The sequence below is a fragment of the Rothia sp. CCM 9419 genome (assembly GCF_048512815.1).
GTDB lineage: Bacteria > Actinomycetota > Actinomycetes > Actinomycetales > Micrococcaceae > Rothia.
The window spans coordinates 48,455-66,737 of sequence record NZ_JBLXXY010000001.1 but is presented as its reverse complement, the minus strand read 5'-3'; the positions used below and the strand labels follow the sequence as shown (position 1 = coordinate 66,737).

Here is an 18,283-nt window from a genome sequence, read left to right as displayed (position 1 = left end):
CGATAACACTCTACACTTTCATAACTTATCAGGAATATATACTAGTGCCGGCAAGGTTTAAACCTTACCGGCACAATAACATCATCTCTACTTCACTAGATGATTGACAAGATTCTTCACACCATTCCATTTCTTCGCCATCGCAGCCTGAGGCAACAACGTCAAAGCATGCATACGAGATGAGAAATGAACACGAGCAACCATAGCTGCTTTCTTCCAACCTAAAGCAGACATCTCTTGTGCAATGGTCTCAAAATATGTTCTCTCCTCATCAAAACGTGTTCCTTCAAGAGCACGCCAAGAAGAGTCAGATGCCTTATGACGACGGTACATAAAAGCAACAGCCTCGTCGTAGTATAACGACCCACCACTCATCGCAACATCAAGGACTAACGCCATATCTTGAACAACATTGAGCCCTTCTCGGAACCCAAGACCAACAATAGTCTCAGCACGCCATCCAAGAGAGGGGAAGTACAACCAATCGCCACGAAGAATCGACACAGCTAGTTCTTCACCAGAAAGCTCCGTTGAAGTGTTAGGTCGGTAATAAGCTTTTGTTTTCTCTACTAAGGTGTTCGACAATGCATTATTTTCATCAATCACAACACAACCAGGCTGGAAAATCTGAGCTTGAGGATGCGCCTGCGCAGCTTCAATAAACCAGTCAATATAGTTTGGAAGCATCACGTCGTCAGCACCCATCACTGTGACCAGTTCATTTTCAACGAAGCTCAGAGCCTTAGTGTAGTTACCATTTGCGCCGAGGTTCTTTTCGTTGCGCATATAGGTGATACGTTCATCGTTAAGGGACTCAAACCATCCAGGGATAGAGTCATCGGGGTAACCATCATCAACTACGACAAGACGCCAATGAGGGTTCGTCTGACCCAAAACGGAACGCACCGCTTGTTTCATAAAGTCCACATCACCGTAGTACGGGAAAAGCACATCAACGGTCGTCATTTTTTCTCCTGTGAGTTATTAAGGTTGCACTTCTTAGAAGAAGTGCTCTGAGCTGTTTTCTTTGAAGCGTAGCGTTCTTGCACCTGTTGAGGACTACCCTGATCTACGGTAGCTTTCAGCATCGCTATTTCTTCTGCTAAGGTTCTCGTCTCATCTGATAATTTTGACACTTCAAAACTCAAGTGCAGGCACACCGCAATAAGCATCATAATTGCTAATAAAAACAGTAGGTTCACAGGCACAACCACACCTGTAAACTCCGCAAGGCGAAGAAGAACATCAGGGAATAGCGCAAGGACGATAATAACGGCTGAGATAACAAGCCATAACGCCGCATATTTCTCTTTCATCTTCTGATTACGCACCTGAGTAATCACCATCAAGAAGACAACAAGAGAAAGAAATAAAAAGAATACGTTAGATGGCATTAGTTATCCTTTCCCGCTGGTTCTGTTTTTCGTCGTGTCATGGAGATACCGAAAGCAAAGAACGAGCGAATCAGATAAATAGCAGATTTGAGAGGCCCTGAAGAGGGTTCTCCCCCCTGCCTCTCACGCATCTGAACCGGAACCTGAATGACTTTACATCCCGAACGAATCGCCATCACCGTAGAGTCTATGGTGTCACCAAGATATTCGGCAGGGAAGAAATCACAATATTGGGCAATACCTCTACGGTTCACTGCACGGAACCCGCTAGTAACGTCTGTAAATTGTTCTCCAGAAATGCGGGAGAACATAAAAGATAGGATTCCCATCGCCCATTTTCTCGGACCAGAAACTTTATACGTACTATTTCCTTGAAAACGCGAACCAATAACAATGTCAGCTTGTTCTAGTCCTTTGATAAGAACATCAATATATTCTGGTGGGTGCTGTCCATCAGAATCCATTTGCAAGGCGATATCGTATCCCATGCGTTGAGCATATTTATAACCAGTTCGCATGGCAGCACCTACGCCCATATTGAAGGGAAGATCTATAACGAACGCTCCATGTGATTTTGCGATATCACTAGTTTTATCAGTAGAACCATCGTTAATCACAACAAGGTCTACCCACGGCGCCGTCTCGCGTAGTTCACGAATACTCTGCCCAATAGTTGTTTCTTCATTCCACGCGGGCATGATGACGAGGACGCGCTGAGGCGTCACATCAGATGCAGGTGTATTCGTCAAAAATTTGCTCCCAGTATGTGCAATGGCATCGAGGGGTGTTCTCGGTGAATCGTTACTCAGTGTAACAGTTCATTTCCCTCATATACCGCTAGTTACAGGCAGTGATTCGATAGAGAATAGCATCACCTTGACGGTGAACTTCAGAGAGTATTCCCGAGTTCTTGAGATTCTCAAATCCTTGATAACGATGCGTATGGTCATCACCGTTAACTTCTTGTTTTCCGAAGTCAAGATAGTAATTCATTCTATCTTTTTTAATAATACGGCACACTTTCGGGTCATCTTTGGCCTGATTAAGGTGTTCTTGTACGTATTTAACCTCAGGCTCTTCAACATAGATGGTGTGATAAGCGGTAACTTTTCGATCTGCTAAAGCATAGGCTAAAGCAGAGCCTGTATAGGGTTGCACAATAATTTCGTTATCTGCTGGAACATAGTCATCCAAGGTTTTAAGGATTTCTATTTCATCAGTCGTCAGCAGTCGAGAATCGTGAGTAGGCGCATAGAACCAGAAACTGTCTTCAATCTGACGGGTAAGAGCTTGAGCAGTTTGCCCCCCATAAATCACAGCACATAGAACTACTGCTGTCGATACGATACGAGCTTGAGATTCTAGAGTTTGTTTCCGTCGTGACGTGTTCTTTATAGTGTTTTCTAGGACGTGTATCAATTTAGACCATAGAACACTCTGGTAGAAGTTCCGTGTCATGTATTGAATACCCCATACAGCAATGGGAATCACAACAATAGGCAAGAGTGCTGCTAATCGGTAAGAGTCGTGATACCAGATGCCAACAACCCAGTAACGGTCTTGGTCCCAGGGGAGAGATCGTGCAGCACTATAGAAAAATGCGACAAAAGACCACGACAGAAGAAGCCACAGATTCCGATCTTTGCGGCGTAACAATGCGTAGATTCCTATGAGGAATATAATCGTGATAAACCATTGAGGGACGTTATTAATCTCAGCGTTCGTTAAGGCTTCTCCATAACCTTGAGCTTGACTAATATGAGGACCCCAGATTTCTCCAGCTTCTTTAGAGGGACGCACAATCCCCCACAGGATATTAACGACCGCAAGAACAGCGCTTAAAGATGCCATTTGCACGCAAAAAACCCATCTGCTCAGCGCGCCCTTCGATAAACGAATTATTTGCAAAACCATCCGCACAAGTACTAATGGCAACGCAATCACAAAGAGTGACATAATCGCGTTTGGGTGTGATAGTGCAATTCCTAATGCACAGAAAATGCCTAAGAGCAGGCTCTGAGCGGTGTTCAGCAGACGTATTCCTGTAATACGCAGTATTTGAATAATTAGAGCAAGCCCTGAGGGGATGAGCGCTATGCCAAGAAGGTTAGGGTAAAGCACACCAAAATTTAGGAGTAATACAGGGTACGCGGTAAAAGCTGCACCAAGAGCACCAATACTCATGACCGCTGCAGCGTTAAAACGATATATACTCCTCATGAGCATCACGAGGTTCAGTGGCCAGATAATTGCACAAGTCACCAATGCCATCGTATTGGTTGCGATGGGTATGGTTGTTCCAGAAAGCTGGAAAATCAGTGAGACAACATCGTGCCATGCAGCAGGGTAGAAAAATACGTCGCCGTCTCCAGATGTCATCCCAGCGATAGATAAAGATGAGCCATTTTGTGTTTGTTCTATATAGCGAATGGCATTTAGGTGAAAGTTATTATCAAAAGTTTGCGAAATCCATTCAGGGCGACCAATAGCATTTTTGGTGTTCCGCAGAAGCAATAACGCCCCGATTAGGAAACTACCCCAGTAGATTGCTTGTTCTTTGCTGAACCACCGTTGCAGTGTAAGTGCTGGCGCTGTAATGCCAGCACCTTTGGTTATAGTCAAGGCTCGTTTGCTTCGCACTGTTGCAGGGAAGTCTTCGCATCGAAGATAGCGGATAAGAGCATAGATAACGCCAAGGATAAAAGCTACCAGCAAGGAGAAACCTAAGGGAACACCAACGTTCCAAGGAAGTCCAATAAGTGGCGCAATCATTGCGCTAACGGTAATAAGCGCAATAGAGACAGAAGGCGCGATAGCTATTGCGTCGACACCTCGAAGACGTAGTGCGGAGGTAACAAAAAGACCTGGTAGCAGAATAAGTGCTATTCCTATGAGGAATGGCACTGCGGTAACCAGCCAGACCATAGTTTGCGTTCTCCTTGCTGTGCAGTATTAATGAGCCGTTTATACAGCCTACAATATGCGTTCTGTTCGTTATTGCGGAAAAGACAAAAGCCTTAGATTCTGAGGTAAAACACACTGTTTTCTCGAGTTATTTGCGAGTTCTTTCTCGAAAAGCAGGTGGTTTATCGGAGGTATGACCGCTATCGTTAGAGACGATATGCGTTACCACACTTTATTTTAGGTTTAGGAGTTTATTCTAATGTCTTATACCGTAGGTCATTATCTGCTTGATCGACTAGTCGAATTGGGTGTCACCGACATCTTTGGTGTTCCAGGAGATTTCAATTTACATTTTCTAGATCATGTTCTTGAGCATGAAAAACTTTCGTGGGTGGGTAACGCTAATGAACTTAACGCTGGGTACGCTGCCGACGGGTATGCTCGCGTACGTGGTTTAGGTGTTTTATGCACCACCTACGGTGTTGGAGAGTTATCTGCTATTAATGCGACGGCTGGTTCTTATGCCGAAAATGTTCCCGTTATTCATATTGTTGGAGCGCCGGGTACAACGGCTCAGCAACAGCATGGACGTATGCACCATACTTTGGGCGATGGGGATTTTAACCATTTTGTGCGCATGGCTAGAGAAGTGAATTATTCGGTAGCTATTCTTGATAGGGCTACCGCAACGAGCGATATTGATCGTGTTTTACGCGAAGCTATTGTTCATCGTAAACCCGGTTATTTGATGGTTCCTGTGGATGTTGCTCGTGTTCCAGCAAGCGCTCCCAGCACCCCTCTTGATGTGAATTTGCGTCTTTCTGATCCTGAGGTTGAAGATCAGTTCCGTCATGCGGTGAGAGATTTTATCCGTGGTAAGAAGACTGCTGTTCTTGCCGATATTATGACAGAGCGTCTTGGTGCAGTCGGCGAGCTTAACGCTCTTGTGACCTCCACAGGGTTCCCTTTTGCGTCTATTCTGTGGGGTAAGGCAATGATTGATGAGACGTTGCCGAATTATGCTGGCATTTACATTGGTGCGCTGTCTGACGAGAATACTCGTCGTGTTGTTGAGGAAGCTGAGGTTCTTATCTGTTCGGGTGTGGAATTTACCGATATGACTTCAGCGCATTTTTCTCAGCAAATTGACTCTTCTCGTGTGATTGATTTAGGTGCACAAGGGGCAACGATTGCTGGTGCGGTATTTGCCCCGCTGACTATTGCTGATGCTTTGAATATTATTCGTGAGGCTGCTACGGAGGTTGGTGCTTTACCAGCAGATTTTTCGTCGATTCTTGCCTCTGATAGTTCGGTGGAGGTAAGTTCTGGGCCTTTGACTCAGCACCAGTTATGGTCTCTTCTTCCTCAGCATTTGGATGCAAAGAACACTGTGGTTGTTGATATGGGCACGTCGTTCTTCGGTATGGCTCATCAGAAGTTCCCTGAAGATTCTCGTTTTATTGGCATGCCGTTGTGGGGTTCTATTGGCTATTCGATTCCTGCATTATTAGGTGCGGCGATGGCTGATCGTGATTCGCGAGGTGTTCTTCTCGTCGGTGATGGTTCTGCTCAGTTAACGATTCAGGAGTTGGGAACTATTATTCGTGAGAATCTTAATCCTGTTATCTTCGTTGTCAATAATGAGGGTTATACGATTGAGCGTTCTATTCATGGGCCAGAGGCTCAATATAACGATATTACTGCTTATAACTGGCAGAAGATTCCAGAAGGTTTTGGGGCAACGGAAGAGAATTCCATCATTTTGAAGGCGACGACCTCTGAGGAGCTTGTTCACGCATGTACGGTGGCACGCGAGGTTCGAGATCGATTGGTTTTTGTTGAGGTTGTGACCGATAAGAATGATATGCCTCAGTTGCTGAGAGACTTTGGTGCACTCGTTGAAGAAATGCACAAAAAGGCATAAATACTAATCAAATACATTATTTTTCTTGTATACAGTTCAGGCCTGCTATCCGTGCGCAGATAGCAGGCCTGAGCCGTTAAGAGAGTGTTCTTGAGTGAAACCTTGTTTTCTGCCGTTGCAGATATGCGGTTTTAGTATGTAATTACAAAAATTTAGGATGGATACTTCTCTAGAGGATTCATATGAAGCGCTAGCAATGTGACGTTATACCCTCGTCATATTCGTCATAGAACGCCCTCATTTACACAAAACGACATAACCTCGCGCATTCTGCTGTGTGCCTTTAGGCTTACCCGTATCACCTTGCAGCCGCAAAAGAAAGATTGATAGCCATGAGCACACAGTTGGCACCTACATCGCACGTATTTTCTTCAAAGACTCCAGCAGAACTTTTTTGTGAGTGTTTTGGAGCTCAGGCAGCAGCAGTTGCCATCATTACGGCACAAGATCAGCAGGGGTTTCCTGCGGGGCTGACTATTTCTTCTCTTTCTTCGGTGTCAGCAACACCTCCTATTGTTGCTTTTTCTTTTCAGAGTAGAACCGGTTCTGCAGCTAGAATTGTTGATTCGGAGTCCTTTCTCATTCATTTAGTTAGTGGGGAGAATGTTGAGGTTGCGAAGAAATTTGCGACCAGCAGATACCCCAAGTTTGAGGGTAGAACAACGTGGGACACTCTCCCCACGGGTGAACCTCTTTTGCAGGGGTTTAACCGTGTTCTAAGAGTGAAACCTCTTCAGAAAATTGAGGCAGACCCAGCGGTTGTCTTAACTGCAACCGTCACAGATTTTATTCGTCATGACACTACAACAATGACTCCGGTGGTGTATCACGCCCGTAAGTTCCACCGCTTAGGCGACTTTTACGAAATATAGTCCTGCCTCGCACACATATTTTCAGAGGAGTTTAGAAAACTATTTCTGAATTCCTTTTAGACTGGATATACACAGACCACCGATTGATTAAGGACTCATGATGTCAACGCTTCCCGATTCGTTGCCTTGGATTCAAAAAGTTATTGCGATTCCTACGATTTCTGAAACTTCTAATGCCATCCTTTTAGAGCTCATTGCGCAAGAGTTTCTCAAATACGGTTATACCCCGTGGTATACCTATAGCGATGATGGCGAGCGCGCCAATATGTATGTCACGATTCCTGCAGCAGATGGAACGCGCCAGGGTGGTGTTGTTCTTAGCGCTCATACCGATGTGGTTCCTGTTCAAGGACAGCGTTGGGATACTGCCCCGTTCTGTGCGACGGTAGTAGGTGATCGACTTTATGGTCGTGGTGTTGCTGATATGAAGTCTTTTATCGGGGTAGCGTTGTGGCTTCTTGAACGGATTGATCAGCAACGTTTAGTGAAGCCTTTACATTTTGCGTTCTCGTATGATGAGGAAATTGGGTGTTTGGGTGCCCCTCGTATGATTGCGGAGCTTGCAGAACGTGGTGTTCGCCCTGAGTATGCGGTAGTTGGTGAGCCGTCTTCAATGCAGGTTATTGTGGCGCATAAGTCGGCTCATCGTGGTCGTGCTACTTTTCATGGCATCGCTAAACATGCGTCGTTGGCTCCTCATGGGGTCAATGCTGTTGCTTCGGCCGCCGAGTTCATTGTGTTTATTGAGCAGTTAGCGCAGCAGTGGCTCGAAGAGGGGCCTTTTGATGAGGGTTTTGTGACTCCGACTTCTACTGCGGGTGCAAATTTTGTGCAGGGTGGTTTGCAGTACAACATTGTGGGAGAGAACGTTGTGGTGGAATATGATTTCCGCACGATTCCTGCAACGAACCGTGAAGAAGTTATTGCATCGGTTGAGGATAAACTTTTCAATGATATTCTTCCGAGGATGGTACAAAAAGCCCAGCGTGCAGAACGTCTATCGGGTGTGCCAGAGGGTTCTTTGTCTTCTCAGGTTTCGGTGAATCATGAGTTGATTGCGGCGGTTCCGGGGTTAGATACTCCTGAGGATCATCCACTGGTTTCTTTAGGTTTTGAGTGGGTTGGTCAGGAGTATAGCGATACGACATCTTTGGTTCGTGTTACGTATGGTACGGAAGCTGGTCAGTTTCAGCAGGCTGGTATTAGTGCGGTCATTATTGGTCCAGGTGATATTGCTCAGGCACATACTCCTAATGAGTGGATTGAGCTTTCCCAGATTCGTTTATGTGAGCAGTTTATGCTTCGTGTGCTGGAGTATTCTTCACGACCAACTCTTTAAATTAGTCTCTGGTGGGTTGTTTGCGGGTGTGGTGTCGTAGTAATTCGATGATGGCCCACCCCATCATAGCTCCGATGGTGTTGGTGAGCAGGTCTTCTGCATCAAAGGTGCGGTATGCGCAAGGATAGTACCCCCAAATGCCAGTTAGTTGTGTGAGTTCTATGAGCATTGATAGCCCGAAGCTTGCGAAGAGTGTTGTTTTCCACGTTGTTTTTGCAAGGAGTGCGAGGAAGACACCGGCTGGTAAGAAAAGTGCAACGTTGAGGATGAGTCCTTTGATGTAGCTGCTGGTGAGTATTGCACCGATTCCCATGGAGGAGAAATCACGAATGGCAAATTGTAGGCTCCATCCGAGGATGAATCGTGGGTAGTAGGGGTTCTCAGAGCAAATGTGGGTATATTCTTCGGGTGTTGGTAGGGGCAGCATGGTGACTGCGATGACGCCACAAAGATAGAGCAGGATGATGGGTGTGTAGAGAAACCATCGTAGGCTAAAAGTTATTTTTTTCATGCTCCATAGTGTTAGCAGGATGATGCTGATGATGGCATAGGAGAAACCCCATAGGTAAAACGCTTGTTCGATGGCGAGGAAGTGTACAGCGAGCATATCTGAGTGAGCCTTGTTGTTAGTTTTGGGGTTTAGGGGTATCTGTGTTGCGCACGTTGTGTGGTGTCGTTAAAAGATAGCAAGTTATTTTGCGGTGGTGTTAGCTGGTAATTGCGAATCCTAGTGCTGCACAGGTGAGTGCTAGTAAGGGTTGGATGAGCAGAAGAAAATAGACTGCGTGGTGTTGTTTGATACGTAGGTGAGTGACGACTTCGACCATTGCGCTGGAGAATGTGGTGAATCCTCCGAGGAATCCGGCGCCGATAATGGTGATAATCCAAGTGTCGGTGATGGTTTGTGATGCGATGGTTCCTGCGAGTAGTCCGAGGAAGAACGATCCTACGATGTTGATGAGGAAGGTACCAAGAGGAATGTGTTTTTTCCATAGTTTTTTGACGAATCGGTCGCAGGTAAAGCGTGCCCATGCTCCGCTTCCTCCAGCAATGAAGATACCGATGATGAGTGCATAGTTCATGAGGTTTTTCTCTATGGTGTTGAGGTTTTTGTGCGGTATTGAGTTCCGAGGTATGTCCCAAGGTGGGTTCCAAGCCAGCAGCAGAGGAGCCCTAGGGTTAGGGTTGCTCCTAAGCTGAGGGCAAAGCCTCCCCAGAGATTTTGTTGTGCTAGTTTGATGGTTTCTACGGAGAAGGAGGAGTATGTGGTGAATCCTCCCATGAGTCCGGTGCCGATGAGTAAGCGTAGTGCTTGACGGTGCTCATTATCTTCTCCTGAGGCGGAGAGGAAGCTGAGGAAGAGTCCGAGGATAAATGCTCCGGTCAGGTTAATCATCCATACTTGGGTTGCAGTGTCTACGGCTAATATGACGCTCAGTAGCCAACGTAGTGTTGCGCCGGTTCCGCCACCTAAGAAGACGAGTAGTCCTTGTGGGATATCCGATAGTTTCACGGTATCTAGTGTCCTTTATTTTTCTTCAAAGAAAAATTGTATCTGTGCTAAGTCTTTTAGTTCGGCGCGTATTGTGCCAGTTCGTGCAAATTCTGCCCAGATGGTGCGGAGCGCTTTTCCTTGTTGGGTTCTTTCATAGTGGTGCATTCCGGCGAGCATTTTAGAGTTTTCCCAGGCGGGGTTGTCAAAGAGGAGCGAAAGTTCTGCTCCGTGTGCTGAACGTAGGCGGTGCAGTGGGTGACCGACTTTTAGGGTGTATCGGGTTGCTTTTCCACCTGCTTGTTGGTGCCTTTGGGCGAAGGTTTTTGCTGGTTTTTCGTAAATATCGTAGGTGGTTTTTTGGATGATTTTTTCGAGGGGTTGTGAGTTGCTGATGGAGGTGAGGTATTGTGTGGCGGGTGTAAAGTAGGCGGCTTCTCGTTCGTTATTTCCAAGGAGTACTTGTACGTGAGGTGCGGCTTTTTTCCATGCTTGTTCTACGTGTTCTGGGGCTGGTAACGGGTAGTACCCATATTGTGTTCCGAAAGGCATCATCGAAGGATATAAGCCGAATTTGAGCGGGTTGAGGCTTATCATTTTCCAGGAGAGTTCAGCGTAGGTTTCAGCTGGTGCGTTTTCTGGGATGTGTGCAATTTTTTTGAGCATTGCTGCTGGCATTTTTTCTTTATGGTTGACCATGTCTAAAGGTGCACTTTGTGCAATGACACGGTGCAGTAGTCCTTCTTCGATGACGTTTTCGGTAATCATGAGTTGTGTTGCGAGGTCTGCTCCTGCTGATTGTCCGAAGACGGTAATGTTGTTGGGGTCTCCACCGAATGAGCTAATGTTTTCTTTGATCCAGCGAAGGGCTTCTCTAACGTCGAGCAGTCCGAGGTTGGCTGGCCTTTGGGGTGTTCCTCCGAGGAATCCTAGTATTCCTAGCCTGTAGGTTACAGTGACGACGATGAGGTTTTGTTCTGTGACGAGTTTGTGGGCGTTATATCGTTTTCCGTCTCCTGAGCCGACAACATAGGAGCCTCCGTGAAGGTAAACCATAACTGGTTTTTTAAGATCCACTGTTGTGGGTGCGAGGATGGATAGGTTTTGGCAGTCTTCGCTGATGAGTGTTGCTTGTCGTATATCGGAGCGTGTTCCACGAAGTTTTTGTGGTGCTGCCGGTGCTGGTTGGTCTGCGATATAGGGTTGTTCAAAAGCGTCTAGTCGGACTGGATATGGGGCTTGGAATCTTTTGGCTCGAGCGTAGGGGATTCCGCATGCTTTGATGGTGTTCTCATCTTCTATGGCGTGGATGGTTCCTGCTGGTGTGTTGATGAGTTTCATGAGGTTGTCTTTCTGAGCTTTTGAAGGCGTTTTGTCTACTCTTTTCAGTGTAGTTTGTTGAGGTGGGGTTTGGCGGTGGGCAGTATTGGTGTTGTATTTAGTACAGTTATCTGCTTTATCATCAAATATTTTTGTTATCTGGTTTATGTATAAAAATGGGTCTGTATAGGTCTTCTCTATGAACAATAGTTGTTCAGAAAAGTTGAAGAACAAGACATTGACTAGGAATAATAATGCGTTAGTAAGCTCTACTACACTAAAGGTTTACCTGACTATGTTACCCACGGGTACTGTGTTAAAAAATTATCTAATGCCACTTGCGTCATTGCTCAATAAATAGGTATAGTTATTGTGTTGTCAACTAAATTAGCACCCGAAAGGGTGCGCGCGAGACTGAATCGTACTAATGCAAACTCGAGATGCGTACGTTTCATTTAGACTGGCTCGTGTCGGTGGTTGTGGTTCCCCCCGGCACGAGCCTTTCTACGTCTTCAGCCATGTGTCATCACGGAAGAAAAGCTCCCTCACCACTAAAACTTCTAGGCATGATAGCGGTCAAACCCTTTCTTGACCGACATATCACCTAAAATAGAGAAGACATATATGCTTCATAGTTGTTTTATTGAAGGAGGGTACTTTGCGGATTTCTCGAATCTACAACAATAATGTTGCCCTCGCTATGAATCACTCTGGTGTTGAAACAGTCGTCATCGGCAGAGGTCTCGCCTTCGGCAAACGCAAAGGCGACCTTCTTGACCCCACCAAAGTTGAACAGACTTTCGTTCCTGAACAGAACACCTCAGACGAAAGGCTCACGTGGTCTCTGTCAGAGATTCCTTCAGAGATTCTTGCCCTTGCCACTGAATTAGAGGCTTCTGTTCGTGAAAATAGCGATATATCTCTTTCTCATTCTTTTATTATCCCACTCGCAGATCACCTGAACTTCGCTATTATTCGAGCGAAGGAAGGTATTGACGCGGATTATCCACTCACTCTTGAAGTGACCCAGTTATATCCTCAAGAAGTAGAGTTCGGAAAGAAAGCAATTGCATTAGTAGAAGAACGTTTAGGCGTAAAGTTAGCTGAGGCAGAGGCTATTCCTTTAGCATTGCATCTGGTCAATTCTCAATTAACAACGGCGGATATGTCTACGACGTTCCGCATGACTGAAATTTTTTCCCAAATTTTTGATGTGATTTCTTCCGCATATGGGCAAAAAATTGATCAATCTTCGATGAGCGTTGTCCGTTTTATCACCCATTTGAGATATCTTTTTGTTCGCTCTCAACAAGGCAAATATCCTCTACAGCAAGATCCAACAACTCCAGCTATTTTCGAGGCTGTCAAGACGAGTTATCCTCAAGCTTTTTCTTGCGCTAAAAAAGTCCGTCTTCTACTTGAAATGCAATTGGATCAAGAACTCACAGACGATGAGTTAACCTACCTGACTATTCATATTGCTCGTTTAGCAAAAGATTTAACTCTTGATAGCTAGCAATTATCTAAACAATCTTAGCGAAAGTCACAATAAACAACTTTCCTGTTTTATCAATAAAGAAGTTCTTAGAAGTCAATAGCGACACTATTCCCCTCAGATGAAACTCATAGAACGTAAAGATTCCTATCAGCTTTAACGACTAATATCTTAATATTATTTGTATTTTTACGCTCTTGACTAGGTCAATCTATATAATTGAAGACGTAGATATCAGACTTAACTGGAAATTACCGGCTGGTAATGAGAAAATTTTTCTTTGCATATAATGTAACTGTTAAGGGATTATTTACTATAAACTATATGTAGATTGTGGACTTGATATTTTGTCATGGATATCCAGTAATGGATTTTCTGAACAACATATCATCGAAACCTACAAAATATATTTCCCCAACCCACTTCCCCAACGAAGGGTACACTCCATACTGCTATGAATACTGCCCATCCACTTACCGAACAGGAAATTACACTTCTCTGGAAGCTATTTTCACAAACACACAGCACCATTACCCAATACCTTGATAAAGGCCTTCGAGCGCATACCAAAATGAAGCTCGACGACTTTCAGGTGCTTGCAGTACTTGCAGAAGGGTACAAAAAAGACAAAGAGCCACCAGTGGTGCGCATGGGTAAGCTGTCCTCAACGCTCGTCCTCTCTCCTTCTCGACTCACCTACCAAGTTGGTCGTCTCATTGACATCGGTTGGGTTGAACGCATCAACGTCGAACAAGACCGCCGAGGAAAAGGCGTCTACCTAACACCCCAAGGATATAAACAATTCCGAGCAGCACGCACCGTGCACACTGACCTTATTCAAAACCTACTGCGCAACACTGATTCAAATGAGATTGTTGCAATGTCTACTCTGATGAAGAGAATCCTCAACGACATCATCTAAGTAGTAGCTATGCAAAGAAATAAAAAATGCGGTGGTCCTCCATTTATGGAGGACCACCGCATTTTTTATGCTTTCGTATTGTTATGACGAACGACCAGACGTACGTGCAGAACGAGACGCTTCTAAACGCTGAACATGATGTAAATAATCTCGATTAGCCAAAACAACTAGCGCCATAGCGTTAAGAGCAAGGCCAACAGCAAAAACAATCCACCCGATAATCATCATGTCAGTACTAGCTAGCACCGCACCAACAATAAGCGCACCAACCGACATAAGATACGCCGGAGAACGTAAAAACTTTGTATTCATACCGGTTCTTTACCTTCTAGTTTCGTGGGCGAGCAGAACGGGAACGAAAAATCTTTTCTTGTTCTTTTTCAGTCTTTTTCTCTACCACGGGTTGAGCTTCTGTATCAGGTTCAGGCTCAGAATCTTCTGTCTGAGTAATAGCTTTTTTCTCGTCACCACGAGAATCCGAAACAACAGAACTAATCAAGCTAGGAAGATCCTTACCTTTAGCACCTTGGAGAGAAACCATCACGGAAAATACGTTAAGAACGAGGGCCGCCAGTAACAGTAACCATCCTAGAGCCGTTACTACTACCGAGCTTGAACCAATCATCAACGCTCCCACGAAAATACCTGCTAACGAGGTTAGGAATGCTGGAGAAAAATCTTTTAAATTCATGGTTATTGAATCAATTCCTTGAGTAAGTCTTTGCGTCGCTCATAGAGGAGCTTTATACAGGTTCATAAGCTATCTTATGCAATAAGTCTAGTTCATATTTCTTCTCGTTCTAAGACCTAAAGACTGATAGCATCATCAAAGTTTTTCCCGATGACGGTGTTTATCAAGAAGATAATACTGATAATGCCGTCTGAGCAACTTTACTATTAGCTTCTTGCCCCTGCTGTTGCTCTGCGAATCCGGTTGTCATTACGGATAGAGCATATGTTTTCCCATGATGAAGCACATCGCCCGTAGAATTAATGAACCAGATGCCAGCATCATCAGCAATCCATCCGTTCTTGCAAAGTACGCGTTGAGCACCGGGGTTTTGAGTGAGGGCACCAACACCCCACCCCTGCGATGACGGGTCAGCTCCTTCCATAGCAGCACGAAGAACGCGCATATCCGATGAAGCCACCCAATCAAGTCCCTCATAGACCGCTCGCGCAATTTTGAGGTGGTCTCCAGCTGTTGTGAGGTTATTCCCCCAACCACCACCGTCTCGAGTCTGAGAAACACCCAGCTTTTGATAGGTGAGATTGAGTTGTTCAGAGCGTTCCTGCTCGTTGTCACCTAATCCGGCGTAGAGCAAAACTGTCGAATTATTATCGCTATACCCGATACTTGATTTCACTAAAGATACGGTATGGCGCCCCAACGATTTTCCATGCTCATAGGCAATACGCATTCGAGCTAAAGCAATAGGAACCTTCACCGTGCTCGCTTCATAACCACGATATGACGGGTTATAGTAAAAAGTTTCTTGCGTATCATAACGGTGCAGAGCCAGAGAAAAATTACGAGGGGAAGAAAACTCTGGTAGCCCACGTAGAGAATCAGCTAATTGACGGTAAGCACCAGAAACTTTAAGCGGATTATTCTGGCGGTCCAATAATTCCACGGCAACATGGTCTTCATCATTTCCTTGATCGGAGGAAGAACCACAAGCATTAAGAGCTAAACCTAAACCGCCTAAACCACACAATGTTAGCGCTGAACGTCGAGAAATAATGGCTCTACTCACCCTCTCATGATGTGCTGGTGCATCGTATAAGACATCATGCCCCAGTCTATGTGAGAAAAGAGCAAAAATACTTTATTTTTCTCACCGTATCATCAGAAAACCATCAGGCATTAGGGGCGATATCAGTACCCACGCCACGTTTTCTCGTAATAACAGGCGAAAACTCTACATGATGACCAGAATCTTGAGCAGCTTCTACTGAAATATGAGAGCTTCCACAAGCTCCAGCAGAAGAACAACCACCACAAGCACTCACCGAGCCACTGGTTCCACAGGGGGTCGCAGCCGGCATGTTCTCTTGAGGTAAAGCATGATGAGCACGTAGGTATTCTTCATGTTCTGCCACAAGGTCTCGGTCTTCAGCGCCGAGAACAACGAATCCCCCATCACGAATCATTTTTAAATCGTCTAAAGCAGACTGCCCGACAGAAGTTAAATAATCCCCGAGGAATAGAGAATTAACGACGTGTAATGCTGTAGCTTGAAGCGAGCGCAAATGCATTTCTCGTCCGCCAGCCATACGAAGCTCTTTTTCAGGGTTCACCATACGGACTGTTGCAAGAATGCGTAAGCATCGCATGGGCGTGAGTTCCCACGTGCCAGCTAAGGGTGTCCCGTCAAAAGGCATCAGGAAGTTGACGGGGATAGAATCTCCCTCAAGGTCTTTAAGAGCAAAAATTGCGTCGACGAGTTGTTCGTCGCTTTCTCCCATTCCGACGATGAGACCAGAGCATGCAGATAGCCCAGCATTCTGAGCTGAGTGCACCGTGTTGACGCGGTCTTCGTAGGTGTGGGTGGTGCAAATATCTTTATAGTGGTCTTCACTAGTGTTGAGATTGTGGTTGTAAGCGTCAACCCCAGCTTGTTGCAAGCGTTCAGCTTGTCCTTCTTTGAGGATGCCAAGACAAGCGCATACTTCTACTTCGGGGTGTTCTTCTTTGAGGCTTTCAACCATTCCAGCAACACGTTCAACATCGCGGTTGGTTGGGCCTTTGCCTGATGCAACCATACATACACGAGATGCCCCTCCAGCAATACCGTGCCCTGCCTGTTTGACGGCTTCGTCAGGTTTAATCCACGTGTATTTGAGAATATCGGCTTCTGATCCTAATCGTTGAGAACAATAGGTACAGTCTTCTGGACATAAGCCAGATTTGAGGTTGACGAGGTAATTAATTTTGACGGTGTTTGAAAAATAGTGGCGACGTAGCTGACCGGCGGCTTCTACCAGGGTAAAGGTAGAAAAGTCTTCTGCGGTGAGCATGGCTAAGGCTTCTTCGCGGGTGGCAGGCTGTCCGCCGTTGAGAATGCGTTGAGAAATCTCTAGAAAGTTGGTCGTCATAGACTCATCTAACTGTTTTTTTGAACGGTGTTCAATTCAAAACGCGCCAACACCCCTGAAGTTCTCCAGAAAATCTCAGGTAAGCGTCATTTTAAGGACATCTACATCACATGATGACTAGCCACAGCCACCTGAACCGCACCCGCAGTTGCCACCACAACCGCCACCGGAACTTTCTTGGTCTCCCAGAAGAACCTCAGCATAAGACCGAGCATCTGAATCTCCTTGAGATTCAAAGAATGAAATATATTCTTCTACGATATCTCGACCTTGCACTCCAGAAATCTCTAAACGTGCATTACGAATAGAAACAAAATCTTCAAAAACGCTCAACGACGCATTCTCTTGGTTTTGTTCCAGCATCAATGTATCAATGACGTGCAATCCTAAAGATTGTAAGGACTGTAGTCGTTGGACTCGTTGCTGACGTAAGAAAAGACTGTGCGAACCAATGAGCAGACGGAGAGCAATGAGAACACCAACCGCTCGCATAGGGCTAAGTGCCTGAGCCGCGTCGGATACCTTATGAACTGGCAAAAAGTCGAGAACCAACTGTCCAGATTGTCCGTGCGTAAGCGACTCTAATTCTTCAGCTGCGTCCATCAATTTACGCGCTAACGTTTGGTCATCTTCTGCGTCTGCAACCGTTACAACAACTTGCGGAATATCAGAAAGAGGTGCTGCACCGAGTAAATTAGCGATTGTTATTTCACGACCAAAAAATTCGGTACGTTGCTGTGCAGCTAATTCGACAAGAGCGAATTTTGCACCTGGACCAGAGCTCAAAATATCAACAACATCGTTAATAGTCAGATGCTCTTTATGAGAAACACGTGCTTTGAGTTCAGAGAAGTTCAGTGTCATATTTCCATTCAACCCCATTGCTTATCTATTTTTTTGTTCTCTGAACCGTTTTACAATAATGTGGTGGCTCTATCACGTGAAAAAATTTTGGACACAGCATTCTCCGTTCTCAACCAATATGGTTTAGCGGATCTTTCGATGCGTAGATTAGCCACCGAGTTAAACGTCGCACCAGGTTCTTTGTACTATCATATTCGCAATAAACAAGAGCTTCTTGCCTCTTTAGCCTCAAGAATGCTCTCCGCCGTTCACTGCACTGGAGACACTGAGGCTATATCACTGTATAACGGCACTCAAGAACTTTATACACAGATTATTTCTATCCCTGAAGGCGCCGAAGTTATTCGTTTAGCCTTAGCGCTTCACCCTGAAGATTTACCTTTTCTATGCAAGCTAGCAGAACTCTTCGCCCACCAACAAGACGATATTTCAGGGATGGTTGCCGCAAAGTCTTTAATACATCTTTGTCTCAGTCTCATCGAAGAAGAACAAACAACAGCTGTGCTTGAAGCACGAGATGCGATGCTGACGCCCCCTTCTTCTTATCAAACAAGTATCCAAGCGCTCATTCATGGGTGGTTATCTACGGAATGCTCGTAAATACCCTAAAAGTAATACATCCGAAACGATGAAAACTGTCATCTTTAGTGAGAACAAA

General features: G+C 45.3%; 19 protein-coding genes. 6 read left to right on the top strand and 13 right to left on the bottom strand.

Annotation, left to right across the window (positions count from 1 at the left end):
* Window positions 1-87: 87 nt before the first annotated feature.
* The 4 genes from ACN08W_RS00360 to ACN08W_RS00345 form a co-directional block, all read right to left on the bottom strand.
* Window positions 88-966, bottom strand: a complete 879-nt coding sequence (locus ACN08W_RS00360) for a glycosyltransferase family 2 protein (protein ID WP_419102766.1) — start codon at window positions 964-966, stop codon at window positions 88-90.
* Complete coding sequence (locus tag ACN08W_RS00355; RefSeq protein WP_419102767.1) at window positions 963-1,394, bottom strand: DUF2304 domain-containing protein; 432 nt, start codon at window positions 1,392-1,394, stop codon at window positions 963-965. The genes ACN08W_RS00360 and ACN08W_RS00355 overlap by 4 nt, the downstream gene beginning before the upstream one ends.
* Complete coding sequence (locus ACN08W_RS00350; RefSeq protein WP_419102834.1) at window positions 1,394-2,092, bottom strand: glycosyltransferase family 2 protein; 699 nt, start codon at window positions 2,090-2,092, stop codon at window positions 1,394-1,396. Before ACN08W_RS00350 ends, ACN08W_RS00355 begins: the two co-directional genes overlap by 1 nt.
* A 139-nt stretch (window positions 2,093-2,231) precedes the next feature.
* Window positions 2,232-4,319 carry a DUF6541 family protein gene (locus ACN08W_RS00345; RefSeq protein ID WP_419108504.1) on the bottom strand — a complete coding sequence of 696 codons (2,088 nt, stop codon included), beginning with the start codon at window positions 4,317-4,319 and terminating at the stop codon, window positions 2,232-2,234.
* A gap of 238 nt (window positions 4,320-4,557) precedes the next feature.
* On the opposite strand from ACN08W_RS00345, the gene ACN08W_RS00340 reads away from it, so the two are divergent.
* The 3 genes from ACN08W_RS00340 (at window position 4,558) to ACN08W_RS00330 (ending at window position 8,433) form a co-directional block, all read left to right on the top strand.
* A complete protein-coding gene (locus ACN08W_RS00340) occupies window positions 4,558-6,222 on the top strand; it encodes an alpha-keto acid decarboxylase family protein (RefSeq protein WP_419108503.1) in 1,665 nt (554 codons plus the stop codon).
* A gap of 332 nt (window positions 6,223-6,554) precedes the next feature.
* The gene (locus ACN08W_RS00335; RefSeq protein ID WP_419108502.1) at window positions 6,555-7,094 is read left to right on the top strand and encodes a flavin reductase family protein; all 540 of its coding nucleotides are present in this window, start codon (window positions 6,555-6,557) and stop codon (window positions 7,092-7,094) included.
* A 97-nt stretch (window positions 7,095-7,191) separates the two neighbouring features.
* On the top strand, window positions 7,192-8,433 hold the full coding sequence (locus ACN08W_RS00330) for an acetylornithine deacetylase (protein WP_419108501.1): 1,242 nt from the start codon (window positions 7,192-7,194) through the stop codon (window positions 8,431-8,433).
* A gap of 1 nt (window position 8,434) precedes the next feature.
* On the opposite strand, the gene ACN08W_RS00325 is transcribed toward ACN08W_RS00330, so the two are convergent.
* The 4 genes from ACN08W_RS00325 to ACN08W_RS00310 all read right to left on the bottom strand — a co-directional run bounded on the left by ACN08W_RS00325 (window position 8,435) and on the right by ACN08W_RS00310 (window position 11,266).
* On the bottom strand, window positions 8,435-9,040 hold the full coding sequence (locus tag ACN08W_RS00325; RefSeq protein WP_419102772.1) for a VanZ family protein: 606 nt from the start codon (window positions 9,038-9,040) through the stop codon (window positions 8,435-8,437).
* 100 nt (window positions 9,041-9,140) lie between these two features.
* The gene (locus ACN08W_RS00320) at window positions 9,141-9,515 is read right to left on the bottom strand and encodes a fluoride efflux transporter FluC (RefSeq protein WP_419102773.1); all 375 of its coding nucleotides are present in this window, start codon (window positions 9,513-9,515) and stop codon (window positions 9,141-9,143) included.
* 11 nt (window positions 9,516-9,526) lie between these two features.
* Complete coding sequence (locus tag ACN08W_RS00315) at window positions 9,527-9,946, bottom strand: fluoride efflux transporter FluC (protein ID WP_419102774.1); 420 nt, start codon at window positions 9,944-9,946, stop codon at window positions 9,527-9,529.
* 15 nt (window positions 9,947-9,961) lie between these two features.
* Window positions 9,962-11,266, bottom strand: coding sequence for a carboxylesterase family protein (locus ACN08W_RS00310; protein ID WP_419108500.1), 1,305 nt, complete (start codon window positions 11,264-11,266; stop codon window positions 9,962-9,964).
* Window positions 11,267-11,903: 637 nt separating this feature from the next.
* Between ACN08W_RS00310 and ACN08W_RS00305 the strand changes: the two genes are divergently transcribed.
* Together ACN08W_RS00305 and ACN08W_RS00300 are read left to right on the top strand one after the other, a co-directional pair.
* Window positions 11,904-12,761, top strand: a complete 858-nt coding sequence (locus tag ACN08W_RS00305; protein WP_419102776.1) for a PRD domain-containing protein — start codon at window positions 11,904-11,906, stop codon at window positions 12,759-12,761.
* A 433-nt stretch (window positions 12,762-13,194) separates the two neighbouring features.
* Window positions 13,195-13,662: a MarR family winged helix-turn-helix transcriptional regulator gene (locus ACN08W_RS00300; RefSeq protein ID WP_419101237.1), complete on the top strand. Its 468-nt coding sequence runs from the start codon at window positions 13,195-13,197 to the stop codon at window positions 13,660-13,662.
* Window positions 13,663-13,743: 81 nt separating this feature from the next.
* On the opposite strand, the gene ACN08W_RS00295 is transcribed toward ACN08W_RS00300, so the two are convergent.
* From ACN08W_RS00295 to ACN08W_RS00275, 5 genes are all read right to left on the bottom strand, one after another.
* On the bottom strand, window positions 13,744-13,974 hold the full coding sequence (locus tag ACN08W_RS00295; RefSeq protein WP_419102777.1) for a hypothetical protein: 231 nt from the start codon (window positions 13,972-13,974) through the stop codon (window positions 13,744-13,746).
* Window positions 13,975-13,990: 16 nt separating this feature from the next.
* Entirely contained in the window at window positions 13,991-14,353 is a 363-nt protein-coding gene (locus tag ACN08W_RS00290) for a hypothetical protein (protein ID WP_419102778.1), read from the bottom strand.
* A 163-nt stretch (window positions 14,354-14,516) separates the two neighbouring features.
* Window positions 14,517-15,419 (bottom strand): serine hydrolase, encoded by a 903-nt coding sequence (locus tag ACN08W_RS00285; protein ID WP_419102779.1) that lies wholly within the window; start codon window positions 15,417-15,419, stop codon window positions 14,517-14,519.
* Window positions 15,420-15,522: 103 nt separating this feature from the next.
* The gene (bioB, locus tag ACN08W_RS00280; RefSeq protein ID WP_419106749.1) at window positions 15,523-16,761 is read right to left on the bottom strand and encodes a biotin synthase BioB; all 1,239 of its coding nucleotides are present in this window, start codon (window positions 16,759-16,761) and stop codon (window positions 15,523-15,525) included.
* 117 nt (window positions 16,762-16,878) lie between these two features.
* Window positions 16,879-17,625: a hypothetical protein gene (locus ACN08W_RS00275; RefSeq protein WP_419108499.1), complete on the bottom strand. Its 747-nt coding sequence runs from the start codon at window positions 17,623-17,625 to the stop codon at window positions 16,879-16,881.
* 63 nt (window positions 17,626-17,688) lie between these two features.
* On the opposite strand from ACN08W_RS00275, the gene ACN08W_RS00270 reads away from it, so the two are divergent.
* Entirely contained in the window at window positions 17,689-18,225 is a 537-nt protein-coding gene (locus ACN08W_RS00270) for a TetR/AcrR family transcriptional regulator (RefSeq protein ID WP_419108498.1), read from the top strand.
* Window positions 18,226-18,283 lie beyond the last annotated feature (58 nt).